18 protein-coding genes are annotated in these 17,388 nt (G+C 36.2%); 13 read left to right on the top strand and 5 right to left on the bottom strand.

All coding sequences use genetic code 11. The features are described 5' to 3' along the window. Positions 1-316: 316 nt before the first annotated feature. Positions 317-1,279, bottom strand: coding sequence for a Gfo/Idh/MocA family protein (locus EG342_RS21025; RefSeq protein ID WP_103289514.1), 963 nt, complete (start codon positions 1,277-1,279; stop codon positions 317-319). A gap of 343 nt (positions 1,280-1,622) precedes the next feature. On the opposite strand from EG342_RS21025, the gene EG342_RS21020 reads away from it, so the two are divergent. The 4 genes from EG342_RS21020 (at position 1,623) to EG342_RS21005 (ending at position 4,129) form a co-directional block, all read left to right on the top strand. After that, a complete protein-coding gene (locus tag EG342_RS21020) occupies positions 1,623-2,273 on the top strand; it encodes a protein-L-isoaspartate(D-aspartate) O-methyltransferase (protein WP_103289512.1) in 651 nt (216 codons plus the stop codon). Between the two features lie 190 nt (positions 2,274-2,463). Next, entirely contained in the window at positions 2,464-2,727 is a 264-nt protein-coding gene (locus EG342_RS21015) for a prevent-host-death protein (RefSeq protein WP_103289510.1), read from the top strand. A 73-nt stretch (positions 2,728-2,800) separates the two neighbouring features. After that, positions 2,801-3,778, top strand: coding sequence for a 2-hydroxyacid dehydrogenase (locus EG342_RS21010; protein WP_103289508.1), 978 nt, complete (start codon positions 2,801-2,803; stop codon positions 3,776-3,778). A 57-nt stretch (positions 3,779-3,835) separates the two neighbouring features. Beyond that, complete coding sequence (locus EG342_RS21005; protein ID WP_103289506.1) at positions 3,836-4,129, top strand: hypothetical protein; 294 nt, start codon at positions 3,836-3,838, stop codon at positions 4,127-4,129. A 116-nt stretch (positions 4,130-4,245) separates the two neighbouring features. Here EG342_RS21005 and EG342_RS21000 read toward each other — a convergent pair whose 3' ends face one another. Further along, a complete protein-coding gene (locus EG342_RS21000) occupies positions 4,246-4,680 on the bottom strand; it encodes an endonuclease domain-containing protein (RefSeq protein WP_103289505.1) in 435 nt (144 codons plus the stop codon). A gap of 269 nt (positions 4,681-4,949) precedes the next feature. Here EG342_RS21000 and EG342_RS20995 point away from each other — a divergent pair, with 269 nt between their 5' ends. From EG342_RS20995 to EG342_RS20975, 5 genes are all read left to right on the top strand, one after another. Beyond that, positions 4,950-6,935, top strand: coding sequence for a urocanate hydratase (locus EG342_RS20995; RefSeq protein WP_103289503.1), 1,986 nt, complete (start codon positions 4,950-4,952; stop codon positions 6,933-6,935). A 13-nt stretch (positions 6,936-6,948) separates the two neighbouring features. Further along, the gene (locus EG342_RS20990) at positions 6,949-7,491 is read left to right on the top strand and encodes a Crp/Fnr family transcriptional regulator (protein WP_103289501.1); all 543 of its coding nucleotides are present in this window, start codon (positions 6,949-6,951) and stop codon (positions 7,489-7,491) included. Positions 7,492-7,627: 136 nt separating this feature from the next. Beyond that, positions 7,628-8,383 (top strand): MBL fold metallo-hydrolase, encoded by a 756-nt coding sequence (locus EG342_RS20985; RefSeq protein ID WP_103289500.1) that lies wholly within the window; start codon positions 7,628-7,630, stop codon positions 8,381-8,383. 87 nt (positions 8,384-8,470) lie between these two features. Next, entirely contained in the window at positions 8,471-9,037 is a 567-nt protein-coding gene (locus EG342_RS20980; RefSeq protein ID WP_103289498.1) for a SusC/RagA family TonB-linked outer membrane protein, read from the top strand. 62 nt (positions 9,038-9,099) lie between these two features. Then, a complete protein-coding gene (locus EG342_RS20975) occupies positions 9,100-9,876 on the top strand; it encodes a Rossmann-fold NAD(P)-binding domain-containing protein (protein WP_103289495.1) in 777 nt (258 codons plus the stop codon). Positions 9,877-10,012: 136 nt separating this feature from the next. Here the strand turns inward: EG342_RS20975 and tpx are convergent, their stop codons facing one another. Further along, on the bottom strand, positions 10,013-10,588 hold the full coding sequence (gene tpx / locus EG342_RS20970) for a thiol peroxidase (protein WP_103289493.1): 576 nt from the start codon (positions 10,586-10,588) through the stop codon (positions 10,013-10,015). A gap of 166 nt (positions 10,589-10,754) precedes the next feature. Here tpx and EG342_RS20965 point away from each other — a divergent pair, with 166 nt between their 5' ends. The 3 genes from EG342_RS20965 to EG342_RS20955 all read left to right on the top strand — a co-directional run bounded on the left by EG342_RS20965 (position 10,755) and on the right by EG342_RS20955 (position 13,876). Next, entirely contained in the window at positions 10,755-12,383 is a 1,629-nt protein-coding gene (locus EG342_RS20965) for an NADP-dependent glyceraldehyde-3-phosphate dehydrogenase (RefSeq protein ID WP_103289492.1), read from the top strand. Between the two features lie 156 nt (positions 12,384-12,539). Further along, entirely contained in the window at positions 12,540-13,049 is a 510-nt protein-coding gene (locus tag EG342_RS20960; protein WP_103289490.1) for an RNA polymerase sigma factor, read from the top strand. Positions 13,050-13,060: 11 nt separating this feature from the next. Then, the gene (locus EG342_RS20955; RefSeq protein WP_103289485.1) at positions 13,061-13,876 is read left to right on the top strand and encodes a hypothetical protein; all 816 of its coding nucleotides are present in this window, start codon (positions 13,061-13,063) and stop codon (positions 13,874-13,876) included. 342 nt (positions 13,877-14,218) lie between these two features. Here EG342_RS20955 and EG342_RS20950 read toward each other — a convergent pair whose 3' ends face one another. Next, the gene (locus tag EG342_RS20950) at positions 14,219-15,757 is read right to left on the bottom strand and encodes a S41 family peptidase (protein WP_103289481.1); all 1,539 of its coding nucleotides are present in this window, start codon (positions 15,755-15,757) and stop codon (positions 14,219-14,221) included. Positions 15,758-15,916: 159 nt separating this feature from the next. Between EG342_RS20950 and EG342_RS20945 the strand changes: the two genes are divergently transcribed. Beyond that, a complete protein-coding gene (locus EG342_RS20945) occupies positions 15,917-17,032 on the top strand; it encodes an MBL fold metallo-hydrolase (protein ID WP_246008676.1) in 1,116 nt (371 codons plus the stop codon). Here the strand turns inward: EG342_RS20945 and EG342_RS20940 are convergent, their stop codons facing one another. Then, on the bottom strand, positions 17,033-17,320 hold the full coding sequence (locus tag EG342_RS20940; RefSeq protein WP_103289476.1) for a GNAT family N-acetyltransferase: 288 nt from the start codon (positions 17,318-17,320) through the stop codon (positions 17,033-17,035). Positions 17,321-17,388 lie beyond the last annotated feature (68 nt).

The following is a 17,388-nucleotide window of genomic DNA, read 5'->3' as shown; positions in this document are numbered from 1 at the left end:
TTTAAATAATAAGAAGTAATAGTTAGAATTTAATCATAATGGACGGCCACATCATAGTGAGAATCTACATTCAGACTACTTATTTTACCAGGAATCCATTGGGTATGTACAACAAAATCTCTCAATCGTTTATTGAATTGTTTCTCAAATATATTGCTTTTTTTGTTTTAAAAAAGATTTTCTCTTATTAAATCAATAGTTACTTACTGTTTAGCAAGAAGGTTTAATAAAAAATGCTATCTCATAATCATTTTTCTTTTGATTATAAGATAGCACTGTAATGATTGCTGCTCAAGAAAACAGCTTGTTTTTATTTTTAGCTGATCAGCTTCATAATCTTTAAAGCTATTTTCAACGCTTCAGTTCCGTCTTCAAGAGAAACCTCTACATTTTTATCTCCTGTGATGGCATCTGCAAAAGAGTTTAATTCATCAAGGATCGCATTATTCGGTTGGATATCCGGGTATTCAAAGAGAATCTGGTTTTTCTCTCCATCAGCATTTTCAATGATCATATCGAATGGAGTAGGGTTTTCAGGAGCATCTTTCATTCTGATAACCTCTGCTTTTTTCTCAAGGAAGTCAACTGAGATATAGGCGTCTTTCTGGAAGAACCTGCTTTTTCTCATCGCTTTCATGGAAATTCTGGAAGTGGTAAGGTTGGCTACGCATCCGTTTTCAAATTCTATCCTTGCGTTGGCAATATCAGGTGTTTTACTTACGACACATACACCGCTTGCATGGATATTTTTAACTTTAGATTTGGCCATACTTAATAAGATATCCAAATCATGAATCATCAGATCCAATACCACAGAAACATCAGTACCGCGTGGGTTAAACTCGGCTAGTCTGTGGATTTCTATGAACATAGGATTGTTGATGTATTCTTTGGTCGCAATAAAAGCGGGGTTATATCGCTCAACATGTCCTACCTGTGCCTTGATATTATTTTCCTGGCACAAACGTAAAATTTCTTCTGCCTGCTCAAGAGTTTGGGTAACCGGTTTTTCAATGAAAAAATGAAGCCCTTTTTCAATGGCCTTCAACGCATAATCATAATGATAAAGTGTTGGAGTGACGATGTCAAGCATGTCAATCTCATTTAGCAATTCGTCAAAATTTTCAAAGTATTTATATCCGAATTCGGCTTCTAATTTCTTTCCGTTTTCAACATCTTTATCGTGGAAACCTACGAACTCATATCTATCTGATTGATTAAGAAGTTTTAAATGTATTTTCCCCAAGTGTCCGGCACCTACCAAACCTGCTTTTAACATAGCTGTATTAAATTTTTGTAAATATAGTGAATGTACATTTATAAAAATACATGACTTTTCACTTTTGACGACGAGTTCTGCACCACCATTAAATGGAGATTTAATTGCCCCGGGTTATATTTATGCCGGATTAAGTAAAATGACAACCTATAACTTTTTTGTCAGAAAAAGATGCGCTGATAATTCCTTTAGCGATTTCTATGGACCTTTAGTGATAAAATGGAATTAAGAAATAAAAATGAAGGAAGAAAAGGAATACGCTTTAGGTTGATCAATACAGTTTGTTTCGTTACTTTTGTAAAAACTTATAGCGGTAACCCTAATAACTATTATCTAAATAATGATGCGTGATTCGTTTGTACATAAAGGAAAAAGAAAAAATTTAGTTGAATATCTTCGACAAAGAATTGGAATTTCGGATGAAAATGTACTTCGGGCAATGAGTGAAGTTCCGAGACATCTTTTTATCGAAAGTATTTTTGAAGATTTTGCCTACGAAGACCGGGCTTTCCCGATTCTGGCACATCAAACTATTTCTCATCCTTCTACGGTCGCGGAACAGTCGGAATTATTGCAGGTAAAAGCCGGAGAAAAAGTACTCGAAATCGGCACCGGATGTGGATACCAGACCGCGGTTTTGATGGCGATGAAAGCCAATGTATACACGGTAGAAAGGCAGAAAGATTTGTTTGATTTTTCCAAAAAGAAATTAAGAGAGCTGCATTTATTTCCAAAGTTTCAGAGTTTTGGTGATGGATTTGCCGGGCTTCCCACTTTTGCTCCTTTTGATAAAATTATCGTGACCTGCGGAGCTTCGGTTTTGCCAACAGAATTATTGAAACAGCTGAATGTAGGAGGTATTATGGTAATCCCGTTAGGTCCTACGGATGAGCAGGTTTTATTCCGTTTTACAAAAGTAGGTCCTACAGAATTTGAAAAAGAAGAATTTGGAGCCTATAAGTTTGTTCCGATGCTGGGAAGTACCAACCAATAATATCATTTGTCCTCTATTCATGATCATTTTAATGTTTTTAAATGGACTGATATGTCTGAAAAACAAAATGACCTGCCTTCTATGATTTGTTGATTTTAATATTTTTTTGACTTTTTTTAATCAATTTTAAATAAGGTTCGGAATGAAAATTGGACTTATTTAAGTCCAAACCACTTAAAATTTTATTATTATGGACACGAATAGATTCAAGTCTTCTCATGACTTTAGTAATATTCAGAAAAATCTGCATAATAACCCGGGATATAGTGTTGAAAGCTATTCTCAGCAGGTTAAGGATTACATTAATGATATGAAAAGCAACAATCAGGAAGCTACCAAACAAGGGTTTATGACACAGACACAAAAATCTGCGAAAGATGTTTGGGATGAAATCCAGGAAATGGCTTCAGAAGCATGGGAGAAAAATAAGCACCATTCCGATGAAAAGAAATAATTTTTAATATTAAAGTTCATAACCTTACTTTTTGCAAGTGAGGTTTTTTATTTAAACTGATTCATAAACAACAATGAAAGTCTTTATCAATAAAAGGATTCCTGAAACAGGCATTACTATGCTGACAGAAGCAGGATTGGAAATAATATCTCCGGAAAAAGAAAACATGTCTCATGAAGAGTGGCTCGGCTATTGTAAGAAAGCCGATGCTATTTTAAGTATAGGCAATGATTTTAAATATGACAAAAAATTTTTTGAGGCCTGCCCCAATATTAAAGCTATTGCGCTGTACTCCGTAGGGTTTGATCATGTTGATATTAGAGAGGCAACTCAAAGACATATTCCGGTCGGTAATACGCCTGATGTATTAAGCAGGGCAACTTCAGATGTTGCATTTTTATTAATGCAGGCTGTGGCAAGAAGGGCGAGCTATAATTTTCAGAAAGTAAAAGATGGGAATTGGGATAAATTTGATCCTTTACATGCTTTGGGTCAGGAGTTATATGGAAAAACCTTAGGAATTTTCGGGTTGGGAAGAATAGGTTTTGAAATGGCAAAAAAGTCCGGAAATGCTTTCGATATGAATATTATCTATCACAACCGTCACCACAATGAAGAGGCTGAAAGGGAGCTGGGGGCAACCTATGTTTCTTTTGAGGAGCTGGTAGCGAATTCGGATGTATTGAGTGTTCATGCCAATTTTACGGCCGAGCATAAAAATCTTTTTAACCGTTCTGTTTTTGAGAAAATGAAAACAAACGCTATTTTTATTAATACCGCAAGAGGTGGTTTTCAGGATGAAAAAGATTTGTATACAGCATTGGTTGAAGAGACAATCTGGGGAGCAGGCCTTGATGTAACGAATCCTGAACCGATGTCGCCCGATCATCCTATTTTGAAGCTGTCTAATGTGTGTGTATTGCCACATATCGGTTCTGCGACCATAGAAGCCAGAAACGGAATGTCCAGACTGGCTGCAGAGAATATTATCGCTTTTTCAAGAGGTAAAAAAATGCGGCATTGTGCCAATCCCGAGGTTTATTCTCACTAATTATAATAAGTTGGAATTATTTTTGTTCTTAATATATCAACCCAAAATCTACATATCATGGCACCGGAAAATAATATTAATGAGCAAAACAGAAAATTGGAGCAAATGGATTATAATCCAAATGAAGATATATTTAAAAAAGAGAAACATATTCCGCTCGATGGAGATGGCAACCCTATTTTAAATGAAGATCCGGATGAGGATAAAATAGATAAAGGACTGGATATTCCCGGAGCTGAAGATGATGATGATATGGAAGAAATAGGATCCGAAGACGAAGAAAACAATTACTGGAGCTTAAGTGATAATGATGATGACCATGAAGAGGAAAACGATGATGTTTTAACTTAAAAGTTATAGATATAAAATAAACCTCACTGAATTTCAGTGAGGTTTTACTTTAGAAATGATAACCCTATTCCGTACGAAGAAATTCCCCTCCTCTGGAGGGGTGGATTCAAAAATTATTAAATTTTTGAAGACGGGGTGGTTCCATAATGAACAATAATAAATTCTTCCAATTCTTTCATTACTAAATCCAGATTATTTCTTACATCAAAATCATTTATTCTAAAAACCAATAGCCCTAAAGATTCAAGATATTCTTGTCTTGCTCCATCAGAAATTTGGTTTTCATCATGGCTTGCTCCGTCAATTTCAATAACAAGTCCCAGTGTTTTTACATAAAAATCAACGATATAATTCCCGATTATTCTTTGTCTGTCAAAATCAATAGCATAAAAGCTTTTAGCCCTAACTTTTTTCCAGAAAATAACTTCACCCAAAATTTTGGCTTTACGCTTTTCCTTTAAAAATATTTTTAGGAGGGGATTGTAGGGTGGATTTTGAACGAAGTCCCTTCCAATGGGTACTTCATTGATGTAAGTTAGTATTTCTTTCATTATCATATGTGTTTAAACCACCCCGTCTTCCAAAGTTGAACTTTGGAATCCACCCCTCCAAGGGAGGGGAATTGTGGGTATGTTCAAATGTAGTATTTAAAATAAAACAAAATAATGAATGATATAACGGTGCGTATCAAATCACATTTCGGGTAAATACATTGCCATATTGTTCTTTTATCCTTTTCGCCTTTACTTGCCTATATTTTATAATTTGAATATCTTTAAAACTTAAAAAATTGTTTAAACATAGAACTTTAAATAGCAATATGACATTTCAAGAACAAATTCAACAGGGAATTCCTAATCAGCTGCCACAGCAAAAACCATACGAAACCAATATCAACCATGCTCCGAAACGTAAAGAAATTTTAGGAGAGGAAGAGAAAAAACTGGCATTAAAGAATGCGTTGCGTTATTTTGATCCTCAGTTTCATGCAGAACTGATTCCTGAATTCAGGAAGGAACTGGAAGAGTACGGAAGAATTTATATGTATCGTTTTCGTCCGGATTACGAGATGAAGGCAAGATCAATCAGTGATTATCCGGGGAAATCTGAGCAGGCAAAAGCTATTATGCTGATGATTCAGAATAATTTGGATTACGCTGTAGCGCAGCATCCTCATGAGCTGATTACTTATGGAGGAAACGGAGCTGTTTTTTCCAATTGGGCGCAGTACCTGCTGACGATGAAATATCTGTCGGAAATGACGGATGAACAAACGTTGGTGATGTATTCAGGACATCCGATGGGATTATTTCCTTCTCATAAAGATGCACCAAGAGTAGTGGTAACGAATGGAATGATGATTCCGAATTATTCAAAACCGGATGATTGGGAAAAATTCAATGCATTAGGAGTAACTCAGTATGGTCAGATGACCGCGGGAAGCTATATGTATATAGGACCGCAAGGGATTGTACATGGAACAACAATTACGGTACTGAATGCTTTTAGAAAAATTAAAAAAGAGCCAAAAGGCGGGCTTTTCATCACTTCCGGATTAGGAGGAATGAGTGGAGCTCAGCCGAAAGCTGGAAATATTGCAGGTTGTGTTACCGTATGTGCGGAAGTCAATCCAAAGATTACAAAAATCCGTCACGATCAGAAATGGGTGAATGAAATTCATGAAAATCTTGATGAATTGGTAAAAAGGGTAAGAGAAGCACAGGAAAATAAGGAAACCGTTTCACTGGCTTATCTTGGAAATATTGTTGAAGTTTGGGAAAAATTTGATCAGGAAAATTTAAGAATTGATATAGGTTCGGATCAAACATCACTTCATAATCCATGGGCAGGGGGATATTATCCTGTAGGACAGAGTTTCGAGGAATCTAATAAAATGATGGCTGAAGATCCGGAATTATTCAAAGAAAAAGTTCAGGAAACGTTAAAAAGACACGCTGCAGCTATTAATAAACATACACAGAAAGGAACATACTTCTTTGATTACGGAAATGCTTTCTTGCTGGAAGCCTCCAGAGCTGGAGCCGATGTAATGGCAGATAATCCGACGTTGGGCAGAGAGTTCAAATATCCTAGTTATGTTCAGGATATTATGGGACCGATGTGTTTTGATTATGGTTTCGGACCTTTCCGTTGGGTGTGTGCCAGTGGAAACCCTGATGATCTGCAGAAAACGGACCATATTGCTTGTGCTGTATTAGAAGAAATGATTAAAAATTCTCCGGAAGAAATCCAGCAGCAGATGAAAGATAACATCCAATGGATCAAAGGAGCTCAGGAAAATAAACTGGTAGTCGGTTCGCAGGCCAGAATTTTATATGCAGATGCCGAAGGAAGAATGAAAATTGCAGAAGCATTCAATAATGCGATTAAAAATGGCGAAATCGGTCCTGTAGTGCTGGGTAGAGACCATCACGATGTATCGGGAACAGATTCGCCGTACAGAGAAACTTCTAATATTTATGACGGTTCCAGGTTTACAGCAGATATGGCGATTCATAACGTCATTGGTGACAGTTTCCGTGGAGCTACATGGGTTTCTATTCACAATGGAGGCGGTGTAGGCTGGGGAGAAGTAATTAACGGAGGTTTCGGAATGCTGCTTGATGGAAGTGAAGATGCAGACAGAAGATTAAAATCTATGCTTTTCTGGGATGTGAACAACGGAATTTCAAGAAGAAGCTGGGCAAGAAACGAAGGCGCTATTTTCGCAATCAAAAGAGCGATGGAAGCTGAACCGAAATTGAAAGTAACACTTCCTAATCTTGTAGATGAAAACTTACTTTAAATAAGATATATAGTTGGCAAATATTAATAAACAGCTGTTTTCACACCTTAATGTTGAGGATAATGATCCGGTATGGGAAAAATTTGTCGAAGTTAAATTTCAAAAAAAGAATATATTTTCGGACAATAAAGCCTATCTCGTTGAAGATGGGCTTGTCCGTAAATATTATATCACTACAACTTCAGATATTGACACTGAAATATCTGCGGAGTTTTATTTTCCGGGAGATATTTTTACTGTTGAGGAAAGAGAGTCTGAAGTTGTGTATGAATCGTTAAATAAAGGTCTGGCGTGGGAAATTACGCTGGATGAAGTCAAAGAAATGTTCGCGGTTAATCCGGAATGTCGTTTCGTTCAAAATTATTATTTAAGCAGAAAACTCAATGCTGCTATGAAACGCGAAATGCTTTTGCTTAAAAATACACCCCAGGATCTTTATGAATACTTGTTGAAAAGCAAACCCCATTATATTCAGAATATTCCACTCAAATATCTTGCTTCTTACATTGGAATTACCCCTATTTCCTTAAGCAGGATCAGAAAGAGAATTTCTTGAAATAGTGTGAAGCTGGAAGAGAAAAGCTACTGATTAACTCCCAGGTTCTGATTTCCATCTTCCAATCATTAAATTAATTAACTTTTGTTTATTGACTGGCCTTCCGTAAGTCTTTTCCTTTGTGAAAAAAGAACTTATGGAAATACAAAAGTTAAACTGGGCAGGAATAAAGCTCGTTTCCAACAATAAAACAGTCCTGATAGATGCTGTAGAAGATTTCTCTTATTATAAACCTGTACTAGGAGATGCTGTAGATCAGTTGATCGAGTTTTCTGATGATATACAGGCGGATTACATCTTGTTTACCCATCTACATTTAGACCATTTTGACAAAAGTGTGATCAAAAAATGCTTAAAAAAGGACGGCAAAGTGATCGTTTATTCAGGATTGGAGCCGTTTGTAAAAAAGTATATAGAAGGAGTTGAAATGATTGTTTTGGATTTGAATGAAACATTCACTGAACACGATATCACCTTTAAGCCGGTATTTGCGATGGATGGAGTCGGTGAAATACAATCTTCCTGGATTGTTTACGATCAAACGACCAAAATTTTTCATGGCGGTGATACCATCTGGCACAATCAGTTCTGGAAACTTGGAAAAGAAAATGAACATATTGATTACGCGTTTTTACCGGTAAACGGAGTTGTGGTAAACTTTGAAATCATCGGCCTGGAATACAGTCCCGTTCCCGCTTCCCTTAATCTGAAAGAAGCGTTTGCAGCAGCGCATTTACTACACGCTAAAAAATTGGTTCCCATCCATTATGATTTGTTTGTGCATGAGAAGTTCTATATTCCCCAGGTATTTGATGATAATGAGTTGAAGGAAACTTCGGAGGAAGTGGGGCAGGAGTTTGTTGTTTTGAGGGATGGAGAGATGTTGATTTAGGGTTGAATAAAAATCTGCTTAATATTTTTAGTGATTTTTTCCAACCATTTTTATTATTTCTGCATCTTTATATAAAAAAGACATTCTATGAAAATTACCATACCTAAGCCCTGCCATGAAAACTGGGGAAACATGACGATTGATGAACAAGGAAAATTTTGTGCGGTTTGTTCTAAAACGATTTATGATTTTACCAATTTCTCAGATGAAGAATTAGTCAATAGCCTTGGCCAGGCTGAAAATATTTGCGGGAGATTCAGAAATGATCAGTTGGGAAGAAATCTAAATTTCTCGTTAACCGGTAAAATCGCTTTGGGATTATTGGCTGCAGGTGGTGCCTTAACAACAGTTAGCGGACAGGAATTAAAAGGAGAAGAGGTCAAAAAAATGGACTTTAAGAAAGGGATAGATGGCGTTGAGGTCATCAATAAAACCTTACATAAAACGATGTGGCTGGGAATGCCTACTAAAGAAGATATAGAATCTACCCAACCGGTGATATTGCTTGATGGGAAGAGGATTTCTGAAGAAAAGATGAAAAAAATAGATGGTGATAAAGTAAGGAGTATTAAAGTTCTTTCAGGTGAAGGGGCGGTAAAACTTTATGGAAAGCTGGGGGAAAATGGAATCATTATTATTGAAAGTAAAAAGTAGTATATTGAATCTATATAGCAGCTTATCATTGGTATTTTGAGATAAGTTTTATACCTTTAAGAATGAAAAAAATTGGAATAATAGGATGTGGCTGGTTGGGTGGTCATATTGCAGAGAGATTATCCGGTCGTTATGAAATTTTTGCAACTACTACTACAGAGTCTAAAATAAAAGATTTATCCGACAAAGGTTATCAGGTTACACAAGTTGATTTTCCGGACCATGATATCACTGGAACCTTGTCGAAATGGGAAATCGCACCACAACTAGATGCAGTGATTATTACAGTTCCGTTTTCAGGGGTAAGAGGAACCGAAATTCCTTTATATGAAAAAGCTCACAATTTGCTGACCTTTCTTGGAGACTATAAAGGTCAGGTTTATTTGATGAGTTCAACCGGGGTGTATCCGAATGACGAAAAAGAATTTACTGAAGACAACAAATCTGCAGATGATGTTCCAAGTGAAAGTGTTATAAAAAATAAATTCCCTCAGGTCAATATTCTAAGATTGGCTGGATTAATGGGAGATCAGCGGCTTTTAAAGAATTATAATATTTCAAATTTGGATATGCTGGTTAATCATATTCATTATGCTGATATTTGCTCAGTGGTTGAAAAAATGTTGGATAATCAATCTCAATCCAAAGTTTATAATGTGGTGGCTCCCGTTCATCCTAATAAAGAAGAAGTAATCAATGCCCAGAAAGACCTCCCTTATTCCGGGGATCGTACTGCGGAAGGCAGAACCATTTCGCCTGCCAGATTAATTTCAGATTTGAATTTTGAATTTCAATATCCGGATCCGCGGTATTTTCATATTCCAAATGCTTCTGAATAAAGTTTTTCAAATAAAACCGGATTTTCAAGCATATCTTGAATTTCACCGATTTGTTTTCCGTCATGATGCAAATAAAATAAAAAACCTCTGATAATAATGACTATCAGAGGTTTTTCTTATGTAAAAAAGAGTTTTCTTAATGACGTACAACTTTAATCGCCGCTTCATAATTCGGCTCCTGCGAAATATCAGGTACCTGCTCTTCGTAGATAATATTTCCTGAAGGATCAATCACGACAACAGCTCTGCTGAGAAGTCCTTTCATAGGAGAATCAATCATTTCCACTCCATAATTCCATCCGAAATCAGAACGGAAATCTGAAAGCATCACCACATTCTCTATACCTTCAGCGCCACAAAATCTTTTTTGAGCAAAAGGCAGATCTTTAGAAATACAAAGAACCACCGTGTTAGGAAGATTGGCCGCATCTTCGTTGAAATGGTGTACAGATGCTGAACAAACGCCTGTATCTACGCTCGGAAAGATATTCAGGATCACATATCTTCCTTTGTAGGATTCAAGACTCTGATCATTCATATTAACATCGGTAAGTACAAATTTGGGAGCGGGTTTATTAAGTGCCGGCAATTTAGAATAAGTACGTACAGGTTGCCCTTTCATCAAAACAGTGTTCGGGGTTGCTTTAGTACTTTGAGCAAAACCGGAAACTGACAGAAAGAGAAGTGTACTGAGTATTATTTTTGAAAACATTGAAATTTATTTTTAACAAAATTATTCATTTTTTCAGTTACCTGGATTAAATTTCATTCAAATAGCTTGTAAATAGAGCAAATCTATTGAATCACTATTCTTAAAATCAATTTTTACGTCTAACTTTATTCTTCAAAACGTATTCAAATTATTAAAAGATATAAATATGAGTTCAGCAAACAGCTTTTCAATTCACGATATTTTTAAAAGTGAAAATGACATTCCCGAAGAATATAAAGTTCCTGAAATTCACCAGAAAGTCTATCTTCTCAATGGCGAACTGGTAGAATGGCACGGGGAAACCCAAAATATCTATTCTCCGGTTTGTATTCCCACTGAAAACGGATTGGAAAGAAAACTTCTGGGAAGTATCCCGAATATCGGGCCGGAAGAAGCAATGGAAGTTCTGGAAGCTTGTGTAAAAGCTTATGACAATGGCCTTGGTGAATGGCCTACCATGTCTGTAGAAGGAAGAATTAAATGCATGCAGAAATTCGTGTATCTGATGATCCAGCAAAGAGATCTTGTTATTAAGCTTCTGATGTGGGAAATAGGAAAGACACTGGCCGATTCTACGAAAGAATTTGACCGCACGGTAGATTATATCAATCAAACTATTGATGCTTTGAAGGATCTTGACAGGGAATCTTCCCGGTTTCAGGAGGCAGAAGGAACCATCGCCCAGATCAGAAGAGCTCCGCTGGGAGTGGTTTTGAGCATGGGACCATTCAATTATCCTTTGAATGAAATTTTTACAACACTGATTCCTGCGTTAATCATGGGAAATACCATTTTGTTTAAACTACCAAAACATGGGGTGCTGGCACATTATCCTTTATTAAATGCTTTCAAAGAAGCCTTCCCGAAAGGAACTGTCAATACTTTATATGGAAAAGGGTCAGAAATCATTACTCCGATTATGGAAAGCGGAAAAGTGAATGTGCTGGCTTTTATCGGCTCCAGTAAAGTAGCCAACGGATTGAAAAAGCTGCATCCTAAAGTGAACCGTTTAAGGGCTATTTTAAGTCTTGATGCTAAAAATGCAGCTATTGTTACTAAAAATGCCAATCTGGATGTCGCAGTGAGCGAATGTATCCTGGGAGCTCTTTCTTTTAACGGACAGCGTTGTACTGCATTAAAGCTGATATTTGTTCAAAAAGAAGTTGCAGCAGCATTTACCACTAAATTGAGTGAAGCTGTTTCTGCTTTAAAACCAGGACTACCATGGGAAAAAGATGTTAAGGTTACTCCGCTTCCGGAAGTGAATAAACCTCCTTATTTAAAAGAATGTATTGATGATGCCGTGATGAAAGGAGCTGCAGTTTTAAATAAAGGCGGAGGGTATACGGAAGAATCTTTTGTTTTTCCTGCAGTGGTGTATCCCGTAAACAGTGATATGAAATTGTATCATGAAGAACAGTTTGGACCTGTGATTCCCGTAGTTCCGTTTGACGATATTGAAGAGCCGATTGAATATCAGGTTAATGCTTCCCATGGGATGCAGGTCAGCATCTTTAGCGAAGATCCGAAAGAAGTAGCACAACTGATCGATCCGTTTGTGAATCTGGTAAGTCGTGTGAATATCAATTGTCAGGCTCAGCGTGGCCCGGATGTTTTTCCGTTTACCGGAAGAAAAGATAGTGCTGAAGGTACACTTTCTGTTTTTGATGCCCTGCGTTCATTCTCAATAAGATCCCTGGTTGCTGCAAAACTAACAGATTCCAATACAAAATTATTGAATACCATCGTCAGAGAACATGACTCCAATTTTCTAAGTACCGACTATATTTTCTAGTCTAAATCTCAAACTGTATTTAACATAAAATAAAAATCCTTAATAAACGCATTTGTTTTTTAAGGATTTTTTAACTTAATGCCTGGAATTTTAGTTTTTTGTGTTATATCGTGGCGTTTTTTGTGAAATTGCCACTTAGGTTTAGTGTATAAAATCATGTCTTCACTGGAAAAAGAATTTTTGGAGAAAATTGAGAAACATAAAGGTGTTATTTTCAAGATCTCTAAAATGTATATGGATAACAAAGACGATCAAAATGATCTCTATCAGGAGATTATTTACCAGGCCTGGAAATCATATGGTGGTTTCCAAAAGAGAAGTGATTTCTCAACATGGTTATACAGAACTGCGTTAAACACTGCAATTGTTTTTCTCCGAAGTGAAAAAAAACGTAGTTTTATACAGAATCAGAGTATTGACGGATTGAGTTCCCCGCAAGAGTCTTACAATGATACTGATGATAAGAATATGAAGCTCATGTATGAAGCCATCCACCAATTGAGCCCCATTGACAAAGCGTTGATATTTTTCTTTCTCGAAGATTTCCCGGGGAAAGAAATTGCCCACCAGCTGGGAATCACTGAAGTTAATGCCAGAGTAAAATTGAAAAGAGCAAAAGATAGGCTGAAAGAGATCATTGAAAAACAAAAAACAGATTCAATTTAAAAACATTCGTGATGGAACTAGACAATTTTAAAGAACTTTGGAATAAAGATACAGGCCAGAACCCTCCGGAAATTTCTTTAGAAAAACAAAGTGAAATACACTCTCCGCTACAGATGCTGAAAGTGAATATGAAAACAGAATTCTGGCTGATGGTGATTACATTACCATTACTTCTAACCAGCTTTCCGTTTGCATCCAAAGACTCTAATATTAAAACAATAGCCATATTTGTCACCATTCTGACATTGGCTTTTATTGTCTATTTTTATTCCCGCTTCCTGAAATTATATCGGCTGCTTCAAAGGAATAGTATTAATACCAATTATGATCTGTCTAATCTTAAAACTCAGCTTTTAATATCAAAAGAGATTTACATTTCGTATTATATATCCTATATTCCTCTTGCTTTCCTGCTATGCCTTATCAGTATCAATTTTCATTTTGATATGGAGTATAACCTGTCCATTTTCGGCGTAAGCCTTTTGATTACCTTATTGCTGGTTTGTTTTATTATCAAATACTGGATCTATTTTATGTATGGAAAATATATCGATGATATTGTTCTATTAGTAGATGAGCTGAATGGAATTGACGTAAAACCCAAACCCCAAAAGAGAAAAACATGGTTTGAACGCTCTCAGAAGTTCTTCGTCAATAAACTGGGAATCAAAGGAAATATCTTGAATACGGTTATATGGTTTATATCAGTGTATATCTTCGTTATTTTATTTCTGACATTGGTTTTGCTGATCATTATTATCATTGGTGCAAAGCTAGGTTTTATCAATATTATTACTTTACAACAGGCTTTAAACAGATTAAATTAGCTTATTTGATAAAAAGCATGTGGCTTCAAAAAATAATCGTTATGACAGAAAAGTTTCTGTCATTTTTTTTGTTAATAAGTGTAACATTTTTACTTTTTTTCTACTAACTGTGAAAATATGTAAGTATATCTGCCTTAATTGGCGATTAAAATAAATGCATATAAAAATTATTTCATCTCAAACATTATCCAGAGAAGGTAATGCTTGAATAACTTTAAAAAAAAACACAATGAGAGGCCTGGCAGTATTTTCTGTCGGGTTTTTTATTTTTATAAATCGTAGGAATAATTCAGTGGATGTGAAATAGTTTCGGCGGGCTGAAAGCCCGCCGAAACCCTTATATTACAAATCTTTATTTTCTTTTTCTACAGCAATTTCGCTTTTGATCCATTCCAGCTGCGGATCTTTTTTATCAATAATATCCTGCATGCTTTCATTGATAATCACATCAGGAACGACTCCTTTCTTGGAATCTGAAAAATTGATATTGGGCTGTACAAGAAGCAGTCCGATAGGAAATTTTATTTCAGAATTGGGAAGCTTTTGATAAGAATAAAAGCCAGCCACGGTTCCGTCGTTGGCGCCACCCGTTTCTTCTCCGACGAGGATTGCTCTTTTATCATTTTTAAGCTTTGCGGTAATAATAGAAGAAGCTGAAAAACTTCCGCCGTTGATCAAAACAAAAACTTTTCCACGGAATGCCTCTTTATTAGGCTTTGTAGGCTTATCTGCCTTCATTTTATAAAAGACCTTTCCGTCTTTCTTGTATGTACTGAAGGCCTGGGCAAAGAAATAGCTCGGATACGCAATGCTTTTAAAAGCATATTCCAAAGGAGTGCTTTTTCTGAAATAATTTGTTCTTAACGGAATATCCCTGGAAGTAACCTGAGAGGGCTTTATTAAAGTGAAAGGCTCACTGGCCAGATAGGAATACAGGTTATTAATCTCATATAAAGAACCTCCGTAGTTGTTGCGGACATCAATAATAAGGTATGGAGATTTCGCATTTTTAATCTTTAAAAATGTTTTTTTATAAAACTCATCCGAATATTCTCTTGAAAAACTTTTTACCTTTATATAAGCGATGGTACTGTCTTTATCCAGAAATTTGAAACTTCGGTTATAAGAATTACTGGCAGCCACATAATCATTCATCTTCTTTTCAGGAGTTCTTTTTTTCATCTCCTTATCCTTTTCAAGATCTGTATCAGATTTTAGCTCTCTTCTAAGAGTAATGGTTTTCTTTTCATCTTTATACAGGGTTTCGATCGTTGCTCTGTCGGAAAGTCCATGTTCAGCCGTATAAAAGTTAAAAAACAGATCCTTTAAAAAATAAGATTGAAAGGTGGTATTATATCCATCACTACTGATCAGTCGTCTGTATTTTTGGATATATTCTGCGGCCGGAATATGGTTGATCGACAGAATCTCTGTTCCCGGCTGAATATTTTCAATAGAATCCCTGTTTTGAATAATATACAGATGATCATCATTAATATAATATTCAAAACGACTGAATAGCCCGGTTTTATGCTCTAATTTTTTAATTTCCTTTTTGGTGAATTTCTTACGGGGAATCCGCAATGAAAGATGTCCTTCACGGATGCCGGCAATCACGGGTTGCAGCTTGAAATAAAACTGTAGGGGAGTAAGAGGTTCGTTGATCGTCTGTTTAAGGCTGTCGAACTTATGGTCCAATTCCTGCTTGGGAATATACCAATACAGCTGAGGGTGCATTTGCTGTAATTTCAAATAGGCATAATCTATATCCTCTTTAAGTTGCTCCGGTGGAATACATGAAGCCCGCTGTTCGTTATGTTTTCTGATCGATGCACATGACGAAAGCATAGCTAGAAGAAATATTGCCGAATAATTTTTCAATGTACTTTTGTAGTTTTTTTAAGCTGCTAAAATAAAAAGTTTAAAGTTAATCATCACCCAAATGAATGATAAATTTTCCGAAAAACATGGTAAATTTAGTTAAAAAAATGCAGGCTAATACTTCTTATTTTCATTTAAAAGCAAAAGTCAATACATTTGATGTTTATTTTATTACAAATGATTTATTGGATTATTACATCGGTAGTCGTATTAGCAATTACATTTTTTATCGTCATCAATATGAAAGTGTTTGGTGGAGTACCGAAGGGAAAGAGGTTGGCACGTATCAGACAGTCTAAATTGTATAGAAACAAAAAGTTTCAAAATATCAGTCATACACCGTCTCTTGCAGAAGGCTACAAAATGTCAAAAGTGACCTATGATTTCTTTTTAGGTAAAAAAGATCCGCTGCTCAAACCATTGAAGGCTATTCCGTCAATCCATACCGATTTGAAAAAGATAGATAAAAATCTGGAAGTATTTATCTGGCTGGGGCATTCATCCTATTACTTGCAAACTGATGGGGTCTCATTTCTGATCGATCCGGTATTGAGTTCTTATGGTTCTCCTTTTAAATTTTTTAATAAAGCATTCGAAGGCTCAGATATTTTTAAGCCTGAAGATATTCCTGAACTGGATTATCTGGTAATCACCCATGATCATTTTGATCATCTTGATTATCCGACCGTGAAGTCAATTAAAGATCGTACAGGAGCCGCTATTGTGCCGCTGGGAGTAGGAGCCCATTTGGAAAGATGGGGATACACCGAAGAGCAGCTTATCGAAGAAGAATGGGGTACAAAAGTTGAATTGAAGAACCAGCTGAAAATCACGTTTACCCCGGCGAGACATTTTTCAGGAAGAAGAACCAGGCAAAATGATACGCTCTGGACATCTTACGTTCTGGAAACACCTACCCGGAAAATATTTTTAGGCGGAGACAGTGGTTATGATTCACATTTTAAAATGATTGGGGATCAATATGGTCCTTTTGATTACGCTATTCTTGAGAACGGGCAATACGGAGAAGCCTGGAGGTATATCCATACACTGCCGGAAGATGTGATTCAGGCAAGTATAGACCTCAATGCCAAAACAATTATTCCGGTTCATTCCTCAAAATTTGCATTGGCACTTCATCCCTGGAATGAGCCCTTACAAAAGGTTACAAGCTTTGGAAAAGAAAAAGGGCTTCATATCCTTACTCCAATGATTGGAGAGGTCGTTGACCTAAATCTTTCGGATCAGCAGTTTAAAGTATGGTGGGAAGACTGATCAGGCATGCCAGATGTCTTTATACCGTCTTGGATGATTTTCAAATTGTTGTCGTACAAAATCACATTCCGGATCTACAAGCAAATCTTTTTCTTCTGCATAGCGTACCAGCTCATCCAGTAATAACTTCGCATAGCCTTTACCTTCAAGTTCTTCTTCAAGTTTGGTGTAATACACGATCAGCAGTCTTCCGTCAACCTTTATGGACATATATCCTGCCTTTTGCCCGTCAATAAGTAACTGCAATTCATCCTGATATGGAGAGACTTCAAATTTTATATTTTCCATAATTATTGAGATTTGGTTGATTGAAAATTCACTAAGAATCTCTTATAGATAAGATTCTCTCCTTTAAA

It is taken from the genome of Chryseobacterium lactis (assembly GCF_003815875.1).
Lineage (GTDB): Bacteria > Bacteroidota > Bacteroidia > Flavobacteriales > Weeksellaceae > Chryseobacterium > Chryseobacterium lactis.
This window is presented reverse-complemented; position numbering and strand designations above follow the sequence as displayed.